Here is a 20,988-nt window from a genome sequence, read left to right as displayed (position 1 = left end):
GAGAACGAGAATGGCAGTCAGTGCGAACCGGCTTGAACTTCTGCAGATCGCAGATGCTGTCGCGCGCGAAAAGGTGATCGACCGCGAGATCGTGCTGGCCGCGATGGCCGACGCCATCCAGAAGGCGGCGCGCTCGCGCTACGGTTCGGAATCCAACATTCGCGCCGACATCAATTCCAAGACCGGCGAAATCCGCCTGCAGCGTCTGCTGGAAGTGGTGGAGCAGGCCGAGGACTATTCGACCCAGATCCCGCTGCTTCTGGCGCGCGACCGCAATCCCGACGCCAAGCTCGGCGATTTCATCGCCGAGCCGCTGCCGCCGATGGATTTCGGCCGCATCGCCGCCCAGTCGGCCAAGCAGGTCATCGTGCAGAAGGTGCGCGAGGCCGAGCGCGATCGCCAGTTCGACGAGTTCAAGGACCGTGTCGGCGAAATCGTCAACGGCACCGTCAAGCGCGTCGAATACGGCAATGTCATCGTCGATCTCGGCCGGGGCGAAGGCATCGTGCGCCGCGACGAGATGATCCCGCGCGAAAACGTCCGCTACGGCGACCGCATCCGCGCCTATGTCTACGACGTGCGCCGCGAGCAGCGCGGCCCGCAGATCTTCCTGTCGCGCACCCATCCGCAGTTCATGGTCAAACTCTTCACCATGGAAGTGCCGGAAATCTACGACGGCATCATCCAGATCAAGTCGGTGGCCCGCGACCCGGGCTCGCGTGCGAAAATCGCGGTGATTTCCAACGATTCGTCCATTGATCCGGTCGGCGCCTGCGTCGGTATGCGCGGCAGCCGCGTCCAGGCGGTGGTCGGCGAGCTGCAGGGCGAGAAGATCGACATCATCCCGTGGTCGAACGAGCCGGCGAACTTCGTCGTCAACGCGCTGCAGCCGGCCGAAGTCGCCAAGGTGGTCCTCGACGAGGATTCCGAGCGCATCGAGGTCGTGGTGCCGGACGAGCAGCTGTCGCTGGCCATCGGCCGTCGCGGCCAGAACGTCCGCCTCGCCTCGCAGCTCACCGGCTGGGACATCGACATCATGACGGAAGCCGAGGAATCGGAACGCCGCCAGAAGGAATTCAACGAGCGCTCGAAGCTGTTCATGGATTCGCTCGACGTCGACGAGATGGTCGGCCAGGTTCTGGCCTCGGAAGGTTTTGCCGCCGTCGAGGAGCTCGCCTATGTCGACCTGGAGGAAATCTCCTCGATCGACGGCTTCGACGACGACACTGCCGTCGAAATCCAGACCCGCGCCCGCGAATATCTCGACCGCATCGAGGCCGAGATGGACGAGAAGCGCAAGAAGCTCGGCGTTTCCGACGAGCTGCGCCAGATCGACGGCATGACCGCGCAGATGATGGTCGCGCTCGGCGAGGAAGGCATCAAGACGATCGAGGACTTCGCCGGCTGCGCCGCCGACGATCTCGTCGGCTGGTCCGAACGCAAGAACGGCGAGACCAAGAAGTTCGAGGGCGTGTTCTCGAAGTTCGACGTCTCCCGCGTCGAGGCCGAGAACATGATCGTGCAGGCGCGTCTCGCGGCCGGCTGGATCACCGAGGAAGAACTGGCGAGCCAGCAGGTCGAAGAGACCGATGCCGAGGCCGAAGCCGGCGATGAAACGGGCGACGAGCAGGACGCATGATGGCCGGGCCATTGCGCAAGCGCGAGGGCGACGACGATGCGGCCGGTGACGACGTGAACGGCCGCATGTGCATCGTCACCCGCGAAAGCGGGACGCCGGAGATGCTGATCCGCTTCGTGGCCGGGCCCGACGGTTCCGTCGTGCCCGACCTGAAGCGCCAGCTTCCGGGACGCGGCTGCTGGGTCAAGGCCGAGCGGACGCTGGTGGACAAGGCGGTGGCGAAGAAACTTTTCGCCCGCGCCCTCAAGACGGAGGTGACTGTCGCGGCCGATCTCGGCGCGATGGTCGACCGGCTGCTGGCTGCCCAGCTTGCCGGCATGATGAACCTGGGGCGCAAGGCCGGCGGCTTCATCACCGGCTCGGCCAAGGTCGATGCGGCGGTGCGTTCGGGCGAGGCCTTGGCGGTGTTCCACTCTCTGGATGCCGCCGCCGACGGCGTGAGAAAGATCGACCAGGCCCGCAAGGCCTGGCATCTCGGAATGGAGACCGAGGAAGAAATTCCCTCATTTCGCTTGTTCACGGACAGCGAAATGCAGGAACTGATGGGCCAGAATGCTTTTATCCATGCTGCGGCGCTTGCAGGGCAGGCGGGTGAAGGTGTAGTGAAGCGCGCAAACCTGCTCGAACAGTACCGCAATGGCGGTCAGTCCCGGGCAATTGGCGTCGCTGCCCAGACAAGACAATGACGCGGTCACCGGCGGGTGCCGGTCGCGACTTCGAGTTTAAGGTATGTAAAGACAGGGTCTGATGTCGCATCCGTCCCTGCCCGAAGGAACAGGAACGGAATGACCGACAACAAAGACGACAAGACAATCAGCGTACCGGGCAAGAAAACCCTCACCCTGAAGCCAACGGGCGTGACGCAGGGCACGGTGCGTCAGGATATGGGTCGCGGTCGCACGAAAGCGGTGGTCGTCGAAACCCGCAAGCGGCGCCCGATGCGCCCTGAAGACGAAAAACCGATCACGCCGGTGGCGAGCACGCCCGCTCCGGCGGCCCGCGCGCCCGAGCCGCAGGCCAGCCAGCCTGCGCGCCCGGCGCAGCCGCAACCGCGCATCCACCAGCCGAACCAGCAGCGTCCGCAGCCTGCGCGCCAGGACCGTGACAACCGCGACCGTGACAACCGCGATCGCGATCGTCCGCGCGGCCAGGTCCTGCACGGCCTGTCGGCCGGCGAAATGGAAGCCCGCCGCCGCGCGCTGATCGAAGCGCAGGCGCGCGATCTCGAAGACGCCAAGCGTCGTGCCGAGGAAGAGGCGCGCCGCAAGGCGGAAGAGGAACTGCGCGCCGCCGAGGCCGCCCGCGAGGCCGAAGAGCGCCGCCGCGAGGAAGAGCAGCGCCGCGCCGCAGAAGCTGCGGAAGCCAAGGTTGCGCCCCGCGCCGAGCCCGCCGTCGCCCAGGCGCCGGCTGCTGCCCGCACCGATAGCCCGGCGCCTGCCGCGCGCCGTCCCGACCAGCGCCCACAGGCTCCGCGCCCGCAGGCCCCCGGCGCCGTGCCGCCTCCGGACGGTGCACCTGTGCGTCGCCGCACCGGTGATCAGGAAGACGGTCGTGGAGCAGGGGTTCCCCGTGGCGGTCTGCCCGCCCGCGGCAAGGTCGTGCGTCCGGAGCCGGCCAAGCCCGCCCCGCGCGCCAAGACCGAGGAAGAACGCCGTCGCGGCAAGCTGACGGTCGGTGCCGCCAGCGTCGACGACGACGGTTCGACCCGTGGCCGCTCGATGGCCGCCATCCGCCGCCGCCAGGAAAAATTCCGCCGCAGCCAGATGCAGGAAACCCGCGAGAAAATCGCGCGTGAAGTCATCCTGCCGGAAACCATCACCATTCAGGAACTGTCGCAGCGCATGGCCGAACGGGCCGTCGATGTCATCAAGTACCTGATGAAGGAAGGCCAGATGATGAAGCCGGGCGACGTCATCGACGCCGACCTTGCGGAACTCATCGCCGGCGAATTCGGCCACACGGTCAAGCGCGTCTCCGAGTCCGACGTCGAAGAAGGCATCTTCAACATCTCCGACGAAGAAGGCGAAATGCAGTCCCGTCCGCCGGTCGTGACCATCATGGGCCACGTCGACCACGGCAAGACCTCGCTGCTCGACGCCATCCGCCACGCCAATGTGGTGGCGGGCGAAGCCGGCGGCATCACCCAGCATATCGGCGCCTATCAGGTCGAGCAGAACGGTCAGAAGATCACCTTCATCGATACGCCCGGCCACGCCGCCTTTACCGCGATGCGTGCCCGTGGCGCCCAGGCGACCGACATCGCCATCCTGGTGGTCGCCGCCGACGACAGCGTCATGCCGCAGACGATCGAATCGATCAACCACGCCAAGGCGGCCGGCGTGCCGATCATCGTGGCGATCAACAAGGTCGACAAGCCGACCGCCGACCCGCAGAAGGTGCGCACGCAGCTCCTCCAGCACGAGGTGTTCGTCGAATCCATGGGCGGTGAAGTGCTCGACGTCGAGGTCTCGGCCAAGAACAAGACCAATCTCGACAAGCTGCTCGAAGCCATCCTGCTGCAGGCCGAAATCCTTGATCTGCGCGCCAATGCCAACCGCACCGCCGAAGGCACGGTCATCGAAGCCGAGCTGGATCGCGGCCGCGGCGCCGTCGCCACCGTCCTGGTCCAGAAGGGCACGTTGCGCCCGGGCCAGATCATCGTGGCCGGCGATCAGTGGGGCCGTGTGCGCGCTCTGGTCAACGACAAGGGCGAGCACGTCAAGGAAGCCGGCCCGGCGACCCCGGTCGAGGTTCTCGGCCTGTCCGGTACTCCGGCAGCCGGCGACAAGTTCGCCGTCGTCGAGAACGAAAGCCGCGCTCGCGAGATCTCCGAATATCGCCAGCGTCTGGCCCGCGACAAGGCGGCTGCCCGCCAGTCCGGTTCGCGCGGTTCGCTCGAACAGATGATGACGCAGCTGCAGACCTCCGGCATGAAGGAGTTCCCGCTGCTCATCAAGGGCGACGTGCAGGGCTCCATCGAAGCCATCATCGGCGCCCTCGACAAGCTGGGTACCGACGAAGTTCGCGCCCGCGTCGTGCATTCGGCGGTCGGCGGTGTCACCGAGTCGGATATCTCGCTGGCCGAGGCCTCGAATGCGGCGATCATCGGCTTCAACGTCCGCGCCAATACCCAGGCGCGCGCGCTCGCCGAACGCGAAGGCATCGAAATCCGCTACTATAACATCATCTACGATCTGGTCGATGACGTGAAGGCGGCGATGTCGGGCCTGCTCTCGCCGGAACGGCGCGAAACCTTCCTCGGCAATGCCGAGATCCTGGAGGTGTTCAACATCACCAAGGTCGGCAAGGTCGCGGGTTGCCGCGTCGTCGAAGGCAAGGTGGAGCGCGGCGCGGGCGTCCGCCTCGTGCGCGACAACGTCGTCATCCACGAAGGCAAGCTCAAGACCCTCAAGCGCTTCAAGGACGAAGTCTCGGAAGTGCCGGTCGGCCAGGAATGCGGCATGGCTTTCGAGAACTACGAGGATATCCGCGCCGGCGACACCATCGAGTGCTTCCGCGTCGAGCATATCACCCGCACGCTCTGATCCGGGCTTGCGTCGAAATTCGAAACCGCCGGCCTCGCGGGCCGGCGGTTTTTTATCGCCTGGGGTGTGGCGACACGCCCAAGCCTTGATTTTTCCGGCCAAACGAGTCATTGGACCGGCTTTACGGGCGCTCCTGTCGAGCGCAGCAACGGATACACCATGACAAAAGCAACCTCTTCCGCGCCTTCGCAGCGCATGTTGCGCGTTGGCGAACAGGTGCGCGCAGCGCTGACCCAGGTTCTGCAGCGCGGCGAGGTGCGTGACGACCTGATCGAGAAGACGGTGATTTCGATCTCGGAAGTGCGCATGTCGCCTGATCTGAAGATCGCTACCGCCTATGTGTCGCCGCTGGGCGTCGCCGATCACGCCGGCGTCATCGCCGCGCTCAATCGCAATGCGAAGTTCATCCGCGGCCGCCTCAGCGGCCAGCTTCGCCAGATGAAATACATGCCGGAGGTGCGTTTTCGCGACGACACCTCCTTCGACAATTACAGCAAGATCGACGCGCTGCTGCGCTCCCCCGAGGTCAGCCGCGACCTCGATGCCGGCAATGACGACGACGAATAGAACGAGACCGCATGTCCAAACCGCGTAAACCCAAGGGCCGGCCGATTTCCGGCTGGATCATTCTCGACAAGCCGGTGGATTTCGGCTCGACCGAGGCCGTTTCCAAGATCAAGTGGCTGTTCAACGCCCAGAAGGCGGGACATGCCGGCACGCTCGATCCGCTGGCGTCGGGCATGCTGCCGATCGCGCTCGGCGACGCCACCAAGACCGTGCCTTATGTCATGGACGGTCGCAAGATCTACGAATTCACCGTCAGCTGGGGCGAGGAGCGCACCACGGACGATCTCGAAGGCGAGGTGACGCAGTCCTCGGCAAGCCGCCCGGCGGAAGAGGCGATCCGCGCTCTGCTGCCGCGCTATACCGGCGTCATCGAGCAGATCCCGCCGCAGTTTTCCGCCATCAAGATCGCCGGCGAGCGCGCCTACGATCTCGCCCGCGAGGGCGAGACGGTAGTCATCCCGGCCCGCGAAGTTGAAATCTTCCGCCTGACGCTGCTGGCCTGCCCGGACGAAAACACCGCCTGCTTCGAGGTCGAATGCGGCAAGGGCACCTATGTGCGGGCCTTGGCGCGCGATTTCGGCCGCGAGCTCGGTTGCTACGGGCATATTTCGGAGCTGCGCCGCACCTTCGTCGCGCCGTTTGCCGAGGAGCAGATGGTGCCGCTCGAAACGCTGACGGCGCTGGAAGCGGTCGAGGACCGCGACGAGCGGCTGGCCGCACTCGATGCCTTCCTGGTCGATACCGGCGAAGCGCTTTCCAACCTGCCGCATATTGCCGTCAACGACGACCAGGCGCACCGCCTGAAGATGGGCAATCCGATCATCCTGCGCGGGCGCGATGCGCCCGTGGCCGAGTCGGAAGCCTATGCCACCGCGCGCGGAAAACTGATCGCCATCGGCGAGATCGGCGAAGGCGAGTTCCGGCCGAAGCGTGTCTTCGGCTAAACTTCGATCGGGTGAGGGGCGGCTTTGAAGGCGGCCTCTTCCCTTTCGTCCCCGAATGGAGTATAGGCGGCGCCAGCAAGTGGCAAGCCGCCTGCATTCATGGCCAAGGCTGGACGACATCCCGGCCTATGGCGACCCAATTCCTCCCATCAGAAAGGATTTACCGATGTCGATCACTGCAGAGCGCAAGGCCGCCCTCATCCAGGAATACGCCACCAAGGCAGGCGACACCGGTTCGCCGGAAATCCAGGTCGCGATCCTGACCGAGCGGATCAACAATCTGACCGAACACTTCAAGGGCCACAAGAAGGACAACCACTCCCGTCGTGGCCTTCTGTCGATGGTTTCGAGCCGCCGTTCGCTTCTCGACTACCTCAAGAAGAAGGATGAAAGCCGTTACACGACCCTGATCGGTCGTCTGGGCATTCGCCGTTAATCTCTTGATCCGGCGGGTTTTGCTTCTGGCGAAACCCGCCGGTCCCTTATTCGGGGCGCAATTGCGCCCCATATGACGCTTGAGGCGGGCCGGATGGGCCGGAACCGCCGATGACAACCCGATGACCTGTCATGGGGCAGGATTGTTGGATGCTTCCCTTGGGTGCCACACCTCAAGTGTCTTGAAGCCTCCCGCTGTCTTGCCCATGATGCGTCGCAACGATGCGAGGCAACGGGTCCGCGCCGGCCATCAGGAATGGCGGGCGCAGTCCGAAATGCCGCATGTGAAGGACAAGATATGTTCGATATCCATTCCGTCGAAATCGAGTGGGCCGGCCGGCCGCTGAAGCTGGAAACCGGCAAGATCGCCCGCCAGGCCGATGCCGCCGTTCTCGCCACCTATGGCGAAACCGTCGTGCTCGCCACCGTCGTTTCGGCCAAGGCGCCGAAGCCCGGCCAGGACTTCTTCCCGCTCACCGTCAATTATCAGGAAAAGACCTATGCTGCCGGCAAGATCCCCGGCGGTTACTTCAAGCGCGAGGGACGTCCGAGCGAGAACGAAACCCTGGTTTCGCGCCTCATCGACCGCCCGATCCGCCCGCTCTTCCCGGAAGGCTACAAGAACGACACGCAGGTCGTCGTCACCGTCGTCCAGCATGACCTGGAAAACAACCCCGACGTTCTCGCCATGGTCGCCACCTCGGCTGCTCTGACCCTGTCGGGCATCCCGTTCATGGGCCCGGTCGGCGCCGCCCGCGTCGGCTACATCAACGGCGAATATGTGCTGAACCCGCATATCGACGAGATGGACGAAACCAGCCTCGACCTCGTCGTCGCCGGTACGCATGACGCCGTGCTGATGGTCGAATCCGAAGCCAAGGAACTCAACGAAGAGGTCATGCTCGGCGCCGTCATGTTCGGCCATCGTGGCTTCCAGCCGGTTCTCGACGCGATCATCAAGCTCGCCGAAGTCGCCGCCAAGGAGCCGCGCGAATTCGAGCCGGAAGATCATTCCGCCCTCGAAACCGAAATGCTGGGCATCGCCGAAGCCGAACTGCGCGACGCCTACAAGATCACCCAGAAGGCCGATCGTTACGCCGCCGTCGACGCCGTCAAGGCCAAGGTCAAAGCCCACTTCTTCCCCGAGGGCGCGACCGAACTGCGCTACACGCCGGAAGTCGTCGCCGCCGTCTTCAAGCACCTGCAGGCCAAGATCGTCCGCTGGAACATTCTCGACACCAAGAGCCGCATCGATGGCCGCGATCTCGAAACCGTTCGCCCGATCGTCGCTGAAGTCGGCCTCCTGCCGCGCACCCACGGCTCGGCCCTGTTCACCCGTGGCGAGACCCAGGCGATCGTCGTCGCCACGCTCGGCACCGGCGAGGACGAGCAGTATGTCGACAGCCTGACCGGCATGTACAAGGAGCAGTTCCTGCTCCACTACAACTTCCCGCCCTATTCCGTCGGCGAGACCGGCCGCATGGGTTCGCCGGGCCGCCGCGAAATCGGCCATGGCAAGCTCGCATGGCGCGCCATCCACCCGATGCTGCCGACGACCGAGCAGTTTCCCTATACGCTGCGCGTCGTCTCGGAAATCACCGAATCGAACGGTTCCTCCTCGATGGCCACCGTCTGCGGCACCTCGCTGGCGCTGATGGATGCCGGCGTGCCGCTGGCAAAGCCGGTTGCCGGCATCGCCATGGGCCTGATCCTCGAAGGCGAGCGTTTCGCGGTCCTCTCCGACATTCTCGGTGACGAAGACCACCTCGGCGACATGGACTTCAAGGTCGCCGGCACCGCCGACGGCATCACCTCGCTGCAGATGGACATCAAGATCGCCGGTATCACCGAAGAGATCATGAAGGTCGCGCTGAACCAGGCCCAGGGCGGCCGCCAGCACATCCTCGGCGAAATGTCCAAGGCGATCACCGAAAGCCGCGGCCAGCTCGGCGAATTCGCCCCGCGCATCGAAGTGATGAACATCCCGGTCGACAAGATCCGCGAAGTCATCGGTTCCGGCGGCAAGGTCATCCGCGAAATCGTCGAGAAGACCGGCGCCAAGATCAACATCGAGGACGACGGCACCGTCAAGATCGCCTCCTCCTCCGGCAAGGAAATCGAAGCGGCCCGCAAGTGGATCCACTCGATCGTCGCCGAGCCGGAAGTCGGCCAGGTCTATGAGGGCACGGTCGTCAAGACCGCCGATTTCGGCGCCTTCGTCAACTTCTTCGGCGCCCGCGACGGCCTCGTCCACATCTCGCAACTCGCTTCCGAGCGCGTCGCCAAGACGACCGACGTCGTCAAGGAAGGCGACAAGGTCTGGGTCAAGCTGATGGGCTTCGACGAGCGCGGCAAGGTTCGCCTCTCCATGAAGGCCGTCGACCAGGCGACCGGCAAGGAAGTCGCCCGCGAAGACAAGAAGAAGGAAGACGGCGAAGCCGCCGAATAAGGCCTTCGTTTCGTCAGAAGCTTCGAGGCGCGGGGCATTGCTCCCGCGCCTTTTTTCTATTGTCCCGATTGAAGGTTTTCCATGAGCCGCGACGCCGTCAAAACCCTGTTCCATCCTTACGCCTCGGGCGTGCTCGATGCGCCGAAGGCCGGCGAAAAGGTCCTGTTCCTCGGCGCGGAGCCGGGCTATGCGCTGCCGGACGGTTTCGAGGCCGAACTCGTCGCCGTCCAAGGCTTCCGCCCGCTGTTCCTGCGGCTGCAGGCGGCCCATGTCGCGGCCGAGCCGCAATTGCCGGAAGACACTTACGCCCACGCTTTGGTGCTCTGCGGCAAGCACAAGGGCGAGAACGAGGCGCGCATTGCCAGCGCCCTGATGCATGTCGCCCCCGGCGGCATGATCGTCATCGCCGGCTCCAAGGAAGACGGCGTGCAGCCGCTGCGCAAGAAGCTGGAAAAGCTCGGCGTCGAGGCCGGCTCCATGCCGAAATATCACGGCCTCGCCATCTGGTTCCAGCGCCCGGTCGCGCCCGAGGCGCTGGTCGCCGCCTTTGCCGCTCCGCCCGTGCGCGTCGAAGGCCGCTTCTCGGCCGCCCCCGGCATGTTCTCGCATGATCGCGTCGATGCCGGCTCGCTGCTGCTGGCAGACCGCCTTCCGACCGATTTCAACGGCAATGCCGCCGATTTCGGCGCCGGCTGGGGTTATCTATCGGCCATGCTCGCCGAGCGCTCGCCGATGGTCAACCGCATCGATCTCTACGAAGCCGATTTCGATTCGCTGGAGCAGGCCAGGGCCAATCTGGCAGGCAGCCGCGTCGACACGCGCTTCTTCTGGCACGACGTCGCCGCCGAGACGATCAAGGACCGCTATGAACTCGTGATCATGAATCCGCCCTTCCACGAGGGCCATGCGGCAGAGCCCGGCCTCGGCCAGGCCTTCATCCGCCAGGCGGCGACGGTGCTCAAGGGCGGCGGCCGCCTGCTCTTGGTCGCCAATCGTGGCCTGCCTTACGAGCCGGTTCTGGCGGAGCTGTTCCGCGAGAGCGGCGAGGTCTGCCGCAACGCCCGCTACAAGGTGCTGTGGGCGAAGAAATAACCCAAACAAAAAGCCCCGGAAGCGACGCTTCCGGGGCTTTTCTCATTCTGGACTGGAAAGTCCTATTCCGTGTCGGCCTTGCCGAGCGCTTCCAGCGTCGGCATCGAGGTGATGTTGTAGCCGGCATCCACATAGTGAATTTCGCCTGTCACACCCGAGGACAGGCCGGAGAGCAGGTAGAGCGCCGAGTTGCCGACATCCTCGATGGTGACGGTGCGGCGCAGCGGCGAATTCTTCTGCTGCCAGGAGAGCATGGCGCGGGCATCGGAAATGCCGGCACCGGCCAGCGTGCGGATCGGGCCGGCGGAGATGGCGTTGACGCGGATGCCGCGCGGACCGTAATCGCTGGCGAGATAGCGCACCGAGGCTTCCAGCGCCGCCTTGGCGACGCCCATGACGTTGTAGTTCGGCATGACCCGCACCGAGCCGCCATAGGTCAGCGTCAGCATGGTGCCGCCGGCATTCATCAGTTCAGCCGCGCGCTTGGCGATCTCGGTAAACGAGAAGCAGGAGATCACCATGGTGCGGGTGAAATTCTCCCGCGTGGTGTTCGCATAAAGGCCCTTCAGCTCGTTCTTGTCGGAAAAGCCGATGGCATGGACGATGAAGTCGAGGCCGCCCCAGCGCGCCTTCAAGGCCGCGATGACCTGATCGACCGAAGCCAGATCCTCGACATCGCAGGGCAGCAGGAAATCCGAATTGAGTTCGGCGGCCAGCGGCTTGACGCGCTTGCCGAGCGCCTCGCCCTGATAGGTAAAGGCCAGTTCCGCCCCTTGCCCCGCCAAGGCCTTGGCAATGCCCCAGGCGATCGAGTGATTGTTGGCAACGCCCATGATGAGGCCGCGCTTGCCCTGCATAATTCCCGTCATGTGCGATTATCCGTTGTAGCGCTGGAAAACGAGCGTCGCATTCGTTCCGCCGAAGCCGAAGGAATTGGACAGCGCGATGTCGATCTTGGCATTGTCGATGCGCTGGCGCACGATCGGCACGCCCGCAAATTCCGGGTCGAGTTCGCTGATATGGGCGCTCTCGCCGATGAAGCCGGCCTGCATCATCAGGATCGAATAGATCGATTCCTGCACGCCGGCAGCCCCCAGCGAATGGCCGGTCAGCGACTTGGTCGACTGGATATGCGGCATCTTTTCGCCGAACACTTCGCGGATGGCGCCGATTTCCTTGGAATCGCCGACCGGCGTCGAGGTGCCGTGGGTGTTGATGTAGTCGACATCGCCCTTCACGGTCGACAGCGCCTGGCGCATGCAGCGCATCGCACCTTCGCCCGAGGGAGCCACCATGTCGTAACCGTCCGAGGTCGCGCCGTAGCCGACGATCTCGGCATAGATTTTCGCGCCGCGCGCCTTGGCATGTTCCAGCTCTTCGAGGACCAGCACGCCGGCGCCGCCGGCAATCACGAAGCCGTCGCGGTTGACGTCATAGGCGCGCGAGGCGACCGAAGGCGTCTCGTTGTATTTCGAGGACATCGCGCCCATGGCGTCGAACAGGTTGGACATCGTCCAGTGCAGGTCTTCATGGCCGCCGGCGAACATCACGTCCTGCTTGCCCCACTGGATCATCTCGGCGGCATTGCCGATGCAATGGGCCGAGGTCGAGCAGGCCGAAGAGATCGAATAGTTGACGCCGTGGATCTTGAACCAGGTGGCAAGCGTCGCGGAGGCGGTCGAGGACATGGCCTTCGGCACGGCGAAGGGGCCGATGCGCTTCGGGCTGTGGTTCTTCTCGGTGATTTCGGCGGCCTCGACGATGGTGTTGGTCGAGGGGCCGCCAGAACCCATGATGATGCCGGTGCGCTCGTTGGTGATGTCACCCTCTTCCAGGCCCGAATCGGCGATCGCCTGCTTCATGGCGACATGGTTCCACGCGCCGCCCTGCGACAGGAAGCGCATGGCACGCCGGTCGACGAGATCGGTCGGATCGAGGGTCGGCCGGCCCCAGACCTGGCACTTGAAGCCGTGCTCCTGGAAATCCGGCGAGAAGGAGATGCCGGACTTGGCCTCACGCAGCGAGGCCGTCACCTCGTCCGCATTGTTCCCGATGGAGGATACGATCCCCAGACCCGTGACAACTACCCGTCTCATATTCCTCACCTTTTCTTGAACGTCTCGTAAAGGGCGGCGTTCCGCCCTCAGGCTTCCTTGTCTTTCGACAGGCCGACACGCAGGTCGGTCGCCTGATATATGGTCTCACCATCCGCCTTCAACCACCCGTCCGCCGTGCCGAGCACGAGGCGGCCGCGCATGACGCGCTTGAAGTCTATGCCATATTGCAGGAGCTTGGTGTCGGGGCGGACCATGCCCTTGAACTTCACTTCGCCGGTGGAAAGCGCCATGCCGCGGCCGGGCTCGCCGAGCCAGCCGAGGAAGAAGCCGGTGAGCTGCCACATGCCGTCGAGGCCGAGGCAGCCCGGCATGATCGGGTTGCCGAGGAAGTGACAGGGGAAATACCAGTCGTCCGGCGTCACGTCGTATTCGGCGCGGATATAGCCCTTGTCGAAGGCGCCGCCGGTTTCGGAAATCTCGGTGATGCGGTGGACCATCAGCATCGGCGGCAGCGGCAGCTGCGCATTGCCGGGACCGAACAGCTCGCCCCTGGCGCAGGCGATGATTTCGTCGTAGGTGAAGCTGGACTGTCGTGTCGTCATTTAAAATCGTTTCCCTGGCGCGGATATTCCGTCGCAGCAATAGAGCAAGTTCAGGCCGAATTGAAGCACAGATCGTCGCTCTTGTCTTGCCGGCCGCATGGTTGCCCTTGTTCGATGTGCGCCCCATACAGGAACGGGGCGGAAGGAGCCAGAGGCAAATGCCGAAACCTCTGTCTTTGCCGCGGCGGCACGGTTAAAACCTAAAACTATTGAAATGCAGTCAAGTAAAAGTTATATGCGATAAAGACGGGATCTCAGGATCGATCGAAGCGAAGGACGGAGTTCGGCACGGATGACGGCTGAAAACGCCAGGACTGTTGAAGGCAGGCTGCGCCATCATGGGCTGCGCCCGACGCGTCAACGCATCGCACTCGCCGACCTGCTGTTCGCCAAGGGCGACCGGCACCTGACGGTCGAGGAACTGCATGAAGAGGCGGTGGCCGCCAATGTGCCCGTCTCGCTCGCCACCGTCTACAATACGCTCCACCAGTTCACCGAGGCCGGGCTGATCCGGGTTCTCGCCGTCGAAAGCGCGAAGACCTATTTCGACACCAATACCTCCGACCATCACCATTTCTTCGTCGAAGGCCGCAACGAGATCCTCGACCTGCCGCTCAGCAACCTGACGATCGAAAACCTGCCGGAGCCGCCGGAAGGCATGGAAATCGCCCATGTCGACGTGGTGATTCGCCTGCGTCCCAAGGCAGGCTGAGCCTTCTTTTCCCGCAAGCCTCAAGGGCGACGCAAGGCCGCGCTGCTAAAGCGGCCTGATATCTGCTCGTCTGCCAGAAGGCTTGATCATGAAACACCGGATTTTCGCGCTGGTCGCCGCCCTGATGTTGGCTGGCTTCCCCCCTGTCGCTCTTGCCCAGCAGGATCTGATCGGGGATCCGGAAACCTTCGAGAAGAAGCATTTCCAGAAGCAGTGCACCAATGCCCAGTTCGGCGACAACTACGTCTCGCGCATCGACATCAACAATGACGGCATCACCGACGCTGTCGTCAACGAGGGCGAGCTGATCTGCGACGGCGTCAAGGGTCCCGATTGCGATGCAGACGGCTGCCCCTATAATTTCTATCTGCAGGTGAAGGAGGGCGGCTATTTCATGATGGCCACCGCCCGCATCTATGGCTACGATTTCATCAGGCGCTACGGCAACATGGTTTTCGTCCTGAAGATGCATCCGCGCTTCTGCGACCGTACCGACAGCGAGCCCTGCCTGATGACGGTGCGCGTGCGCGGCACCAGGATGGTGACGCTGTTCAAGAAGTAATTGCCGTTAACGCGGAAACAATGTGTTGGTGCGCCCGGTCAGGTAGTAGGCAAGCAGCCCTGTCCATTCCCGCGTCGCCGTGGTCATCAATTGCGCGTTCAGCGATGGCTGGGTGAAGTCGAAGCCGAAGACTTCATCGCCGCGGGTGCGATAATCGGTCGGCCATGGGGTCATCGCCAGGTCGGCCTTGCGCGTCAGGCCCATGGCGCGCGGCATGTGGAAGGCCGAGGTCACCAGCAGGCAATCCTTCAAGCTGCGCTCGTCGAGAAAGCCTTTCAGGTTCTGCACGTTCTCGAAGGTGGTGCGCGAGGTCGTCTCCTGGATCAGCCTGTCGGCCTCGATGCCGAAGGCCGGGAAGAAGCGTTCGGCGACGATTGCGTCGCCTTCGTATTTGCCGCTGATCGAACCATCGCCGCCGGAGACCAGGATTTTCGCCTGCGGATAGAGCCGCGCCAGCCGCAGCGTTTCGACGAAGCGGTCGCCTGCCTGGTTGAGTTCGAAGCCGCCGCGCCGCGTGGTGACGTCGGTTTCGAAACCGCCGCCCAGCACGACGATGCAGGAGACATCGGCCGGGGCGGCGGGGCGGGCAATGCGGTCTTCCAGCGTCTGCAGCAACACCGCGCCCGCCGTGGTGAACAGCGTCACGAACAGCACGAGGCTGGCGAAGACCGCCAGCAGGCTGCGCAACCGTTTCCAGCGCGCCATCCCTGCCAGCAGGCTGGCGACGATCAGCAGGAAGGACAGGGAGAGCGGCTGGATCACCAGCCAGGCCAGTTTCGACAACAGGAACATGGGACGCGTCTCAGGCTGTGGGGCGGCCGAAGCCGGTGGTCGACGGCGCTGCCGGGCGCGCAGCACGCCGACGCAGCGCGACGATGCCGGCCGCGACCGCCACGCCGGCGGCGACGATGCCGATCGCCAGCAGCGGCCGGTAGGCGATCCAGCCGATGGCGATGACCACGGGGCCAAGAACGGCGGTTGCGGCAAAAGCGATCAGCGAGGTGCCGAAACCGACGATCGAGCCGACGAAGGGGATGAGATCGGCGGCGACGCCGAGGATCGACAGGATGAAGGCGAAGCCGATGAACATGCCGAGCAACCCGCCGGCGCGCACGATCCAGGTGATGACCGTGTTTTCGGTCTTGGCGCTTTCGAACATCTCGTCGGCGGTGCTGTCGCCGGCCGCACTCAGGAACAGCTCGCGGCCGTTGCTGGTCTTGTAGGGGCGCAGGCTGTCGCCGCGCTGGGCGCCGATGAAGCTCGCGGCGGCAAGATCGATCCGGCGATAGCTGATCTTGAGGTCTCCGACCTGCGGCCCACGCGGATCGTTGCCGACATAGAGGAGATTGTTCTGCACCTGAACGTTCTGTCCGCCCATGGCGTTGCGGAAGGCGGCGATGGCATCGGCGCCGGGAATGATGGTCTTTTCGCTGCCGAGCGCCGCGACACGGTTTCCGGGCAGGGTGAAGGCGCCGACCGTCGCGGTCTCGACGGTGAACCGGGCGCTGTCGACGGCGCGCTGCGGATTGGAATGGCCGTCCGGCTGGCGGAACTGGCTGGAATCGACGTCGGTGGCGCGCCATTCCTTGGAGTAGTTGTAGGTGGTGACGGTTTCCTCGCTGCCGCCGAGCTTCTTTTCGGTCTTGGATTCCGAATGCTCGACCCATTGATACATCTCGACGTCGCGCACCAGCCCGACCGCCTTGTCGGCGCGGATGCCGTAGGTGTCGTCGCCGGGCGTGCCGACCGGGGTGACGGGACCGGAAATATGCACCAGCCTGCCGTCATTGGCGGCATCCACCGTGCCGGCATCGACGGAGACGACGAGGCCGGCGCCCTCGACCAGGGCACGGTAGGTCTTGATCGCCCGGCCCTCGTTCCAGAACAGGAGCACGGTGGTGGCGATGACCAGCACGATGCCGACGAGAATGCGCATCAGCGCGCCCTTCAGCCGCGCGAACCAGGAGGTGGTGGTCGTTTCCGTAAAGCTCATCGGTTCCTCTTTGGCGGGTTGGGCGGGGCGCGGGCGTTGCGCTCTCCCGTCCTACCGCCTGAATCTCAAGGCTTCGTGAAGGCAGGAGCCTCAGCGCGCCGCGCGCTGGCCGAAGCGGCGTTGCAGATGATGCGGCACGATCAGCGTGGCGAGCGCCAGCGTCATTGCAAAGCCGGCGACGATCTTCAGCGCCTGCGGCTGCAGCCATTGGGCGAGCATGGCCCCTGAAATGGCGCCGGAGACCATGCCAAGCCAGGGAATGAGCTGGATCGTCCAGTCGAACCGGCGCTCGCCGAGCAGGAAACGGCCGATGCCGCGCCCGAAACGCGACAGAGCGCCGGTGACATAGGTGAGCCCGATCGGCAGCCCCTCGATATGCTCGACCGTCGCATTGACCATGCCCATGGCCAGCACCACGAGCGCGAATTGCAGGAGCGGCAGCGACTCCGTGTCGACGAGCGCGGCGAGGCCGATCGTCAGGCTGACGCAGGCGAGCACGGTGAATACCCGGCGCGACGCCAGATGCGCGACGACGACGCCCAGGGCATTGCCGATGACGAACAGCAGGATGGCGAGCAGCAGCGTCAGCGCATGCGCCAGATCGCTGCGGGCGAGCGCAATCGCCGCGCGCGTGGTGTTGCCGGTCATGAAGGACACGAAGTCGCCTGTTATCACCAGCCCCACCGCGTCGGTCATCCCGGCCAGGAAGGAAATGGCCGCCACCAGCGCCAGCCCGGTGCCGGTGCGCCGGGCGTGAACGATCCGCCGCCTGCGTTGTCGCGTCATGGATGGACTGGCCCCGATTCTCCTGAACTGCCCCGGCCCTCAGAAAAGGCAGGCGAGGCCCCGCTGTCAATCCGCGACGGAATTTTCACCGGTGTGGCGCGCTTGCGCTTTCGAATCGGCCGCGCCGATCCTATATCAAGCTTAGCATTTCCGGAAAAATTCCGCTGGAGATGCGTCAAAACGTAGAATGTCATCCTGCTTCGGCGGCGATGACGAGGGTTTCCGGTCTGCCGGCGTCTTTGCCGCAACCGGCGCCTTTTGGAGCAGTCCCCTTCCGTGAACGCAGAGCAGACACTTCCTGACGACATACAGGCCGGACAGTGGCCGAGACGGCGCAGCGCCATTCTCGACTGGCTGCTGATCGGCACGCGTCATGTCCAGTATATGGACGATATCTTCCTTCTCCTGTGCGGCAAGCTGCACGAGGCAGGCCTGCCGCTCGGCCGGGTGACGCTGCATCTGCGCACGCTGCATCCGCAATGGCTGGGCGTACGCTTCCTGTGGCAGCCGGGTATGGAAAAGCCGAAATTCGACACGTTCGGTCACGGAATCGAGAAGACCGCGCAATATCTCATGAGCCCGATCCACGCGCTTTACCAGGGCGTCGATCTGGTGCGCCAGCGCCTCGACGATCCGTCCGCGCGCCTCGGTCGCTGGTATCAGCTTTATGACGAACTGATCGCCGAAGGGCTTACCGACTACGTCGCCTGGCCGCTGGAACATACCTTCGGCAAGCGCCAGGTCGTCACCTTTTCCTGCAATCGCAAGGGTGGCTTTTCGGCAGACGAGATCGCCTTCCTCACCGACCTCCTGCCGGTGCTGGCGCTGGTCAGCGAAATCCGCATGAAGAACCGGCTGGCGCGCACGCTGCTGGAAACCTATGTCGGCCCGCATGCCAGCGAGCAGATTCTTGCCGGCGCCACGACGCGCGGCAGCGGCGCCACGGTCGGCGCCGCCATCCTCGTCTGCGACATGCGTGATTTCACCACGATTTCCGACCATTGGCCACGCGACGACGTCATCGAGCGTCTCAACGCCTATTTCGACGCGCTGTCCGGCCCGATCGAGCGCCATGGCGGCGAGATCCTGAAATTCATGGGCGATGGATTGCTGGCGATCTTTCCCCTGAGCGACCCCGATGCCGGCCCGAAGCTGCTGGCCGCCATCGCCGAAGCGCGGCTTGCGCTTGCCGAGTTGGACGTCGCCTGCCGCGACAAGGGCCAGCCGGCGCTCGCCTACGGCATCGGCGTGCATGTCGGCGATGTCATGTACGGCAATATCGGCTCGCGCCAGCGGCTGGATTTCACCGTCATCGGCCCGGCGGTCAATGTCACCGCAAGGCTGGAGGCGTTGACCAAGGAACTTGGCCGGCCGATCCTGCTCTCCGGCGCCTTCGTCGACATGGCCGATTGCCGCGACCGCGTCGAATGGCTGGGCAGCCATCCCTTGCGCGGCCTCGGCGAGCCGGTCGACGTCTTCGCCTATCCGCGCGAAGATATCGTCTTGCCCACCCGTTAAATCACCATCTGCTCACCCAGTTCCACGACGCGGTTGCTGGGAAGCTGGAAATATTCGGAAGGATCGATGGCGAAGCCGGCCATGGCGATGAACAGCTTGTCCTGCCAGTTCGGCAGGCCGGAATTGGGATCGCCGACGAACTTGCGCCGCCCGACATAAAACGATGTCGACATGATCTCGAATTTCAGCCCCGCCTGGCGGCAGAGCGTCAGCGCCTGCGAAACGTTGGGCGTTTCCATGAAGCCGAAATGCAGCTCCAGCCGGGTGAAGCGCTCCGACAGCCTAGTGATGACGAAACGCTCCTCCTCCGGCACCACCGGGCGCGAGGCGGTATGGACGTTGAGCACCACGTTCTGGTCGTGCAGGACGTGGTTGTGCTTGAGATTGTGCAGGAGCACGCCCGGCGTCTTGTCGGGCACGCTGGTCAGGAAGATCGCCGTGCCCGGCACCCGCACCGGCGCGTTTGCCGAGGGGCGCTCGATCATCTCGATGAAGGAGCGCAGCGGAATGTCGGCGGTGGCGGATTTTTCCCGCACCAGCGAGACGCCGCGCTTCCAGGTCCACATCATCGTCATCAGCACCGCGGCGATGGTGACCGGGATATAGCCGCCGTCATGGATTTTCAACAGGTTGGCGCTGAGGAAGATGCATTCCAGCACGAAGAGCGGCGCAAGCACCGCAGCGGTGGTCGCCGCCGTCCAGCCGCGCACCACCCTGAGATACTGGAAGGCGAGGATCGTGGTCATCACCATGGCGCCGGTGACCGAAATGCCATAGGCCGTCGCCAGCGCTTCGGAGCTGCCGAATTCGAGGATGAGGATCAGCACGCCGATGAGCAGCACGGTGTTGACGGCGGGAACGTAGATCTGCCCGGTATTGGTCTCCGAGGTGAAGCAGATCTCCAGCCGCGGCAGGAAGCCGAGATGGATCGCCTGGCGCGCCAGCGAGAAGGCGCCGGTGATCACCGCCTGGCTGGCGATGATCGTCGCGGCGGTGGCGAGGATGACCACCGGCAGGATCGCCCATTCCGGAAACATCAGGTAGAAGGGGTTGGTCGCCGCTTGCGGATTCTTCAGCACCAGCGCCCCCTGGCCGAGATAGTTCAGCGCCAGCGACGGAAACACGACCACGAACCAGGCCCACTGGATCGGCCGCCGCCCGAAATGCCCGAGATCGGCATAAAGCGCTTCGGCGCCGGTGACGGTCAGGAACACGGCGCCGAGCACGACCAGTCCGACGAAACCGGCATGGGAGACGAATTCGATCGCATGCCATGGATTGAGCGCCGTGAAGATCGACAGGTCGTCGGCGATATGGGAGATGCCGCCGAGCGCCATGACCACGAACCATAACAGCATGATCGGCCCGAAGAACTGCGACACCGCCGCCGTGCCGCGCGATTGCACCAGGAACAGCGCCAGCATCATCGCCACCGCGAGCGGCAGCACATAGGGCGACAGTGTCGGCGTCACCAGCTTCAGGCCCTCGATCGCCGAGAGCACCGACAGCGCAGGCGTGATCATCGCATCGCCGATGAACAGCGCCGCCCCGATGATGCCGGCGAAGAAGAAGATGCCGGCGTGCCGGCTCACCTTCTTGGTGAGCAGCGCCAGCAGCGACAGCGTGCCGCCTTCACCGTCATTGTCGGCGCGCAGCAGGAACAGCACATATTTGACCGTGACGATCAGCGTCAGCGTCCAGAGCATCAGCGAGATCAGGCCTATGACCTCATGCGGCGTCACGCCGTCATGCATGAAGGGCCGCAGCGCCTCGCGGAAGGCATAAAGCGGGCTCGTGCCGATATCGCCGTAGACCACGCCGATGGCGCCGAGAACGAGAACGGGCAGGGACCGGGATTTCGTAGCGCCATGCAGGTCGCTTGCCGGGGAAGAGGTGCTCATGAAGTTTCCGAAAAAGAGTGGCCCTCATGATATCGTGCGAAATGGCCTCGGGGCAATGTCCGCCGGCAGCCGCGTTTCCGGTTGAGAGCCGGGTCGCCAAGGCTGGGGCTGACGGCGAAAAATGGGGCAGGGGATCCATGAAATGGCCGCCTTGTGGCCGCGCCTTCTCTCTTCTGCGTCATTTTC

At 64.3% G+C, this 20,988-nt stretch carries 18 protein-coding genes; 11 read left to right on the top strand and 7 right to left on the bottom strand.

Annotated elements, in window-relative coordinates; genetic code table 11:
• The first annotated feature begins 10 nt into the window (after window positions 1-10).
• The 8 genes from nusA to P7F60_RS04170 all read left to right on the top strand — a co-directional run bounded on the left by nusA (window position 11) and on the right by P7F60_RS04170 (window position 10,671).
• A complete protein-coding gene (gene nusA, locus P7F60_RS04205) occupies window positions 11-1,639 on the top strand; it encodes a transcription termination factor NusA (protein WP_277916429.1) in 1,629 nt (542 codons plus the stop codon).
• Entirely contained in the window at window positions 1,636-2,325 is a 690-nt protein-coding gene (locus P7F60_RS04200) for an RNA-binding protein (RefSeq protein ID WP_277916428.1), read from the top strand. The genes nusA and P7F60_RS04200 overlap by 4 nt, the downstream gene beginning before the upstream one ends.
• A 99-nt stretch (window positions 2,326-2,424) precedes the next feature.
• Window positions 2,425-5,184: a translation initiation factor IF-2 gene (infB, locus tag P7F60_RS04195; protein WP_277916427.1), complete on the top strand. Its 2,760-nt coding sequence runs from the start codon at window positions 2,425-2,427 to the stop codon at window positions 5,182-5,184.
• Between the two features lie 159 nt (window positions 5,185-5,343).
• Window positions 5,344-5,751: a 30S ribosome-binding factor RbfA gene (gene rbfA / locus P7F60_RS04190; RefSeq protein ID WP_277916426.1), complete on the top strand. Its 408-nt coding sequence runs from the start codon at window positions 5,344-5,346 to the stop codon at window positions 5,749-5,751.
• 11 nt (window positions 5,752-5,762) lie between these two features.
• A complete protein-coding gene (gene truB / locus P7F60_RS04185) occupies window positions 5,763-6,695 on the top strand; it encodes a tRNA pseudouridine(55) synthase TruB (RefSeq protein WP_277916425.1) in 933 nt (310 codons plus the stop codon).
• 166 nt (window positions 6,696-6,861) lie between these two features.
• Window positions 6,862-7,131 (top strand): 30S ribosomal protein S15, encoded by a 270-nt coding sequence (rpsO, locus tag P7F60_RS04180; RefSeq protein ID WP_277916424.1) that lies wholly within the window; start codon window positions 6,862-6,864, stop codon window positions 7,129-7,131.
• A 297-nt stretch (window positions 7,132-7,428) separates the two neighbouring features.
• Entirely contained in the window at window positions 7,429-9,579 is a 2,151-nt protein-coding gene (gene pnp, locus P7F60_RS04175; RefSeq protein WP_277916423.1) for a polyribonucleotide nucleotidyltransferase, read from the top strand.
• A gap of 81 nt (window positions 9,580-9,660) precedes the next feature.
• Window positions 9,661-10,671, top strand: coding sequence for a class I SAM-dependent methyltransferase (locus P7F60_RS04170; protein WP_277916422.1), 1,011 nt, complete (start codon window positions 9,661-9,663; stop codon window positions 10,669-10,671).
• A gap of 62 nt (window positions 10,672-10,733) precedes the next feature.
• Here the strand turns inward: P7F60_RS04170 and fabI are convergent, their stop codons facing one another.
• Genes fabI through fabA form a run of 3 tightly spaced genes read right to left on the bottom strand, consistent with a single transcriptional unit; the run spans window position 10,734 to window position 13,330 of the window.
• On the bottom strand, window positions 10,734-11,540 hold the full coding sequence (fabI, locus tag P7F60_RS04165; protein WP_277916421.1) for an enoyl-ACP reductase FabI: 807 nt from the start codon (window positions 11,538-11,540) through the stop codon (window positions 10,734-10,736).
• Window positions 11,541-11,546: 6 nt separating this feature from the next.
• A complete protein-coding gene (fabB, locus tag P7F60_RS04160; RefSeq protein ID WP_277916420.1) occupies window positions 11,547-12,767 on the bottom strand; it encodes a beta-ketoacyl-ACP synthase I in 1,221 nt (406 codons plus the stop codon).
• Window positions 12,768-12,814: 47 nt separating this feature from the next.
• A complete protein-coding gene (gene fabA / locus P7F60_RS04155) occupies window positions 12,815-13,330 on the bottom strand; it encodes a 3-hydroxyacyl-[acyl-carrier-protein] dehydratase FabA (RefSeq protein ID WP_277916419.1) in 516 nt (171 codons plus the stop codon).
• A gap of 292 nt (window positions 13,331-13,622) precedes the next feature.
• Here fabA and irrA point away from each other — a divergent pair, with 292 nt between their 5' ends.
• Both irrA and P7F60_RS04145 read left to right on the top strand, forming a co-directional pair.
• Window positions 13,623-14,042 (top strand): iron response transcriptional regulator IrrA, encoded by a 420-nt coding sequence (gene irrA / locus P7F60_RS04150; RefSeq protein WP_277916418.1) that lies wholly within the window; start codon window positions 13,623-13,625, stop codon window positions 14,040-14,042.
• 88 nt (window positions 14,043-14,130) lie between these two features.
• Complete coding sequence (locus P7F60_RS04145) at window positions 14,131-14,604, top strand: hypothetical protein (RefSeq protein WP_277916417.1); 474 nt, start codon at window positions 14,131-14,133, stop codon at window positions 14,602-14,604.
• Window positions 14,605-14,610: 6 nt separating this feature from the next.
• Here P7F60_RS04145 and P7F60_RS04140 read toward each other — a convergent pair whose 3' ends face one another.
• From P7F60_RS04140 to P7F60_RS04130, 3 genes are all read right to left on the bottom strand, one after another.
• Window positions 14,611-15,396 (bottom strand): YdcF family protein, encoded by a 786-nt coding sequence (locus P7F60_RS04140; protein WP_277916416.1) that lies wholly within the window; start codon window positions 15,394-15,396, stop codon window positions 14,611-14,613.
• Window positions 15,397-15,406: 10 nt separating this feature from the next.
• Window positions 15,407-16,597, bottom strand: coding sequence for a TMEM43 family protein (locus P7F60_RS04135; RefSeq protein ID WP_277916415.1), 1,191 nt, complete (start codon window positions 16,595-16,597; stop codon window positions 15,407-15,409).
• Between the two features lie 90 nt (window positions 16,598-16,687).
• A complete protein-coding gene (locus P7F60_RS04130) occupies window positions 16,688-17,383 on the bottom strand; it encodes a YoaK family protein (RefSeq protein WP_277916414.1) in 696 nt (231 codons plus the stop codon).
• Between the two features lie 276 nt (window positions 17,384-17,659).
• Here P7F60_RS04130 and P7F60_RS04125 point away from each other — a divergent pair, with 276 nt between their 5' ends.
• Complete coding sequence (locus tag P7F60_RS04125; RefSeq protein WP_277916413.1) at window positions 17,660-18,901, top strand: adenylate/guanylate cyclase domain-containing protein; 1,242 nt, start codon at window positions 17,660-17,662, stop codon at window positions 18,899-18,901.
• Here the strand turns inward: P7F60_RS04125 and P7F60_RS04120 are convergent.
• Window positions 18,898-20,802: a potassium transporter Kup gene (locus tag P7F60_RS04120; RefSeq protein WP_277916412.1), complete on the bottom strand. Its 1,905-nt coding sequence runs from the start codon at window positions 20,800-20,802 to the stop codon at window positions 18,898-18,900. The genes P7F60_RS04125 and P7F60_RS04120 overlap by 4 nt on opposite strands.
• Window positions 20,803-20,988 lie beyond the last annotated feature (186 nt).

The sequence above is a fragment of the Rhizobium sp. YJ-22 genome (assembly GCF_029601685.1).
GTDB lineage: Bacteria > Pseudomonadota > Alphaproteobacteria > Rhizobiales > Rhizobiaceae > Metarhizobium.
This window is presented reverse-complemented; position numbering and strand designations above follow the sequence as displayed.

Excerpts from the sequence above, each read along its gene's own strand:
- P7F60_RS04200 (WP_277916428.1), top strand. The coding sequence starts at position 1,636 with ATGATGGCCGGGCCATTGCGCAAGCGCGAGGGCGACGACGATGCGGCC.
- irrA (WP_277916418.1), top strand. The coding sequence starts at position 13,623 with ATGACGGCTGAAAACGCCAGGACTGTTGAAGGCAGGCTGCGCCATCAT.
- nusA (WP_277916429.1), top strand. The coding sequence starts at position 11 with ATGGCAGTCAGTGCGAACCGGCTTGAACTTCTGCAGATCGCAGATGCT.
- infB (WP_277916427.1), top strand. The coding sequence starts at position 2,425 with ATGACCGACAACAAAGACGACAAGACAATCAGCGTACCGGGCAAGAAA.
- truB (WP_277916425.1), top strand. The coding sequence starts at position 5,763 with ATGTCCAAACCGCGTAAACCCAAGGGCCGGCCGATTTCCGGCTGGATC.
- fabB (WP_277916420.1), bottom strand. The coding sequence starts at position 12,767 with ATGAGACGGGTAGTTGTCACGGGTCTGGGGATCGTATCCTCCATCGGG.
- rbfA (WP_277916426.1), top strand. The coding sequence starts at position 5,344 with ATGACAAAAGCAACCTCTTCCGCGCCTTCGCAGCGCATGTTGCGCGTT.
- fabA (WP_277916419.1), bottom strand. The coding sequence starts at position 13,330 with ATGACGACACGACAGTCCAGCTTCACCTACGACGAAATCATCGCCTGC.
- rpsO (WP_277916424.1), top strand. The coding sequence starts at position 6,862 with ATGTCGATCACTGCAGAGCGCAAGGCCGCCCTCATCCAGGAATACGCC.
- P7F60_RS04130 (WP_277916414.1), bottom strand. The coding sequence starts at position 17,383 with ATGACGCGACAACGCAGGCGGCGGATCGTTCACGCCCGGCGCACCGGC.
- P7F60_RS04145 (WP_277916417.1), top strand. The coding sequence starts at position 14,131 with ATGAAACACCGGATTTTCGCGCTGGTCGCCGCCCTGATGTTGGCTGGC.
- pnp (WP_277916423.1), top strand. The coding sequence starts at position 7,429 with ATGTTCGATATCCATTCCGTCGAAATCGAGTGGGCCGGCCGGCCGCTG.
- P7F60_RS04135 (WP_277916415.1), bottom strand. The coding sequence starts at position 16,597 with ATGAGCTTTACGGAAACGACCACCACCTCCTGGTTCGCGCGGCTGAAG.
- P7F60_RS04140 (WP_277916416.1), bottom strand. The coding sequence starts at position 15,396 with ATGTTCCTGTTGTCGAAACTGGCCTGGCTGGTGATCCAGCCGCTCTCC.
- P7F60_RS04170 (WP_277916422.1), top strand. The coding sequence starts at position 9,661 with ATGAGCCGCGACGCCGTCAAAACCCTGTTCCATCCTTACGCCTCGGGC.
- fabI (WP_277916421.1), bottom strand. The coding sequence starts at position 11,540 with ATGACGGGAATTATGCAGGGCAAGCGCGGCCTCATCATGGGCGTTGCC.
- P7F60_RS04120 (WP_277916412.1), bottom strand. The coding sequence starts at position 20,802 with ATGAGCACCTCTTCCCCGGCAAGCGACCTGCATGGCGCTACGAAATCC.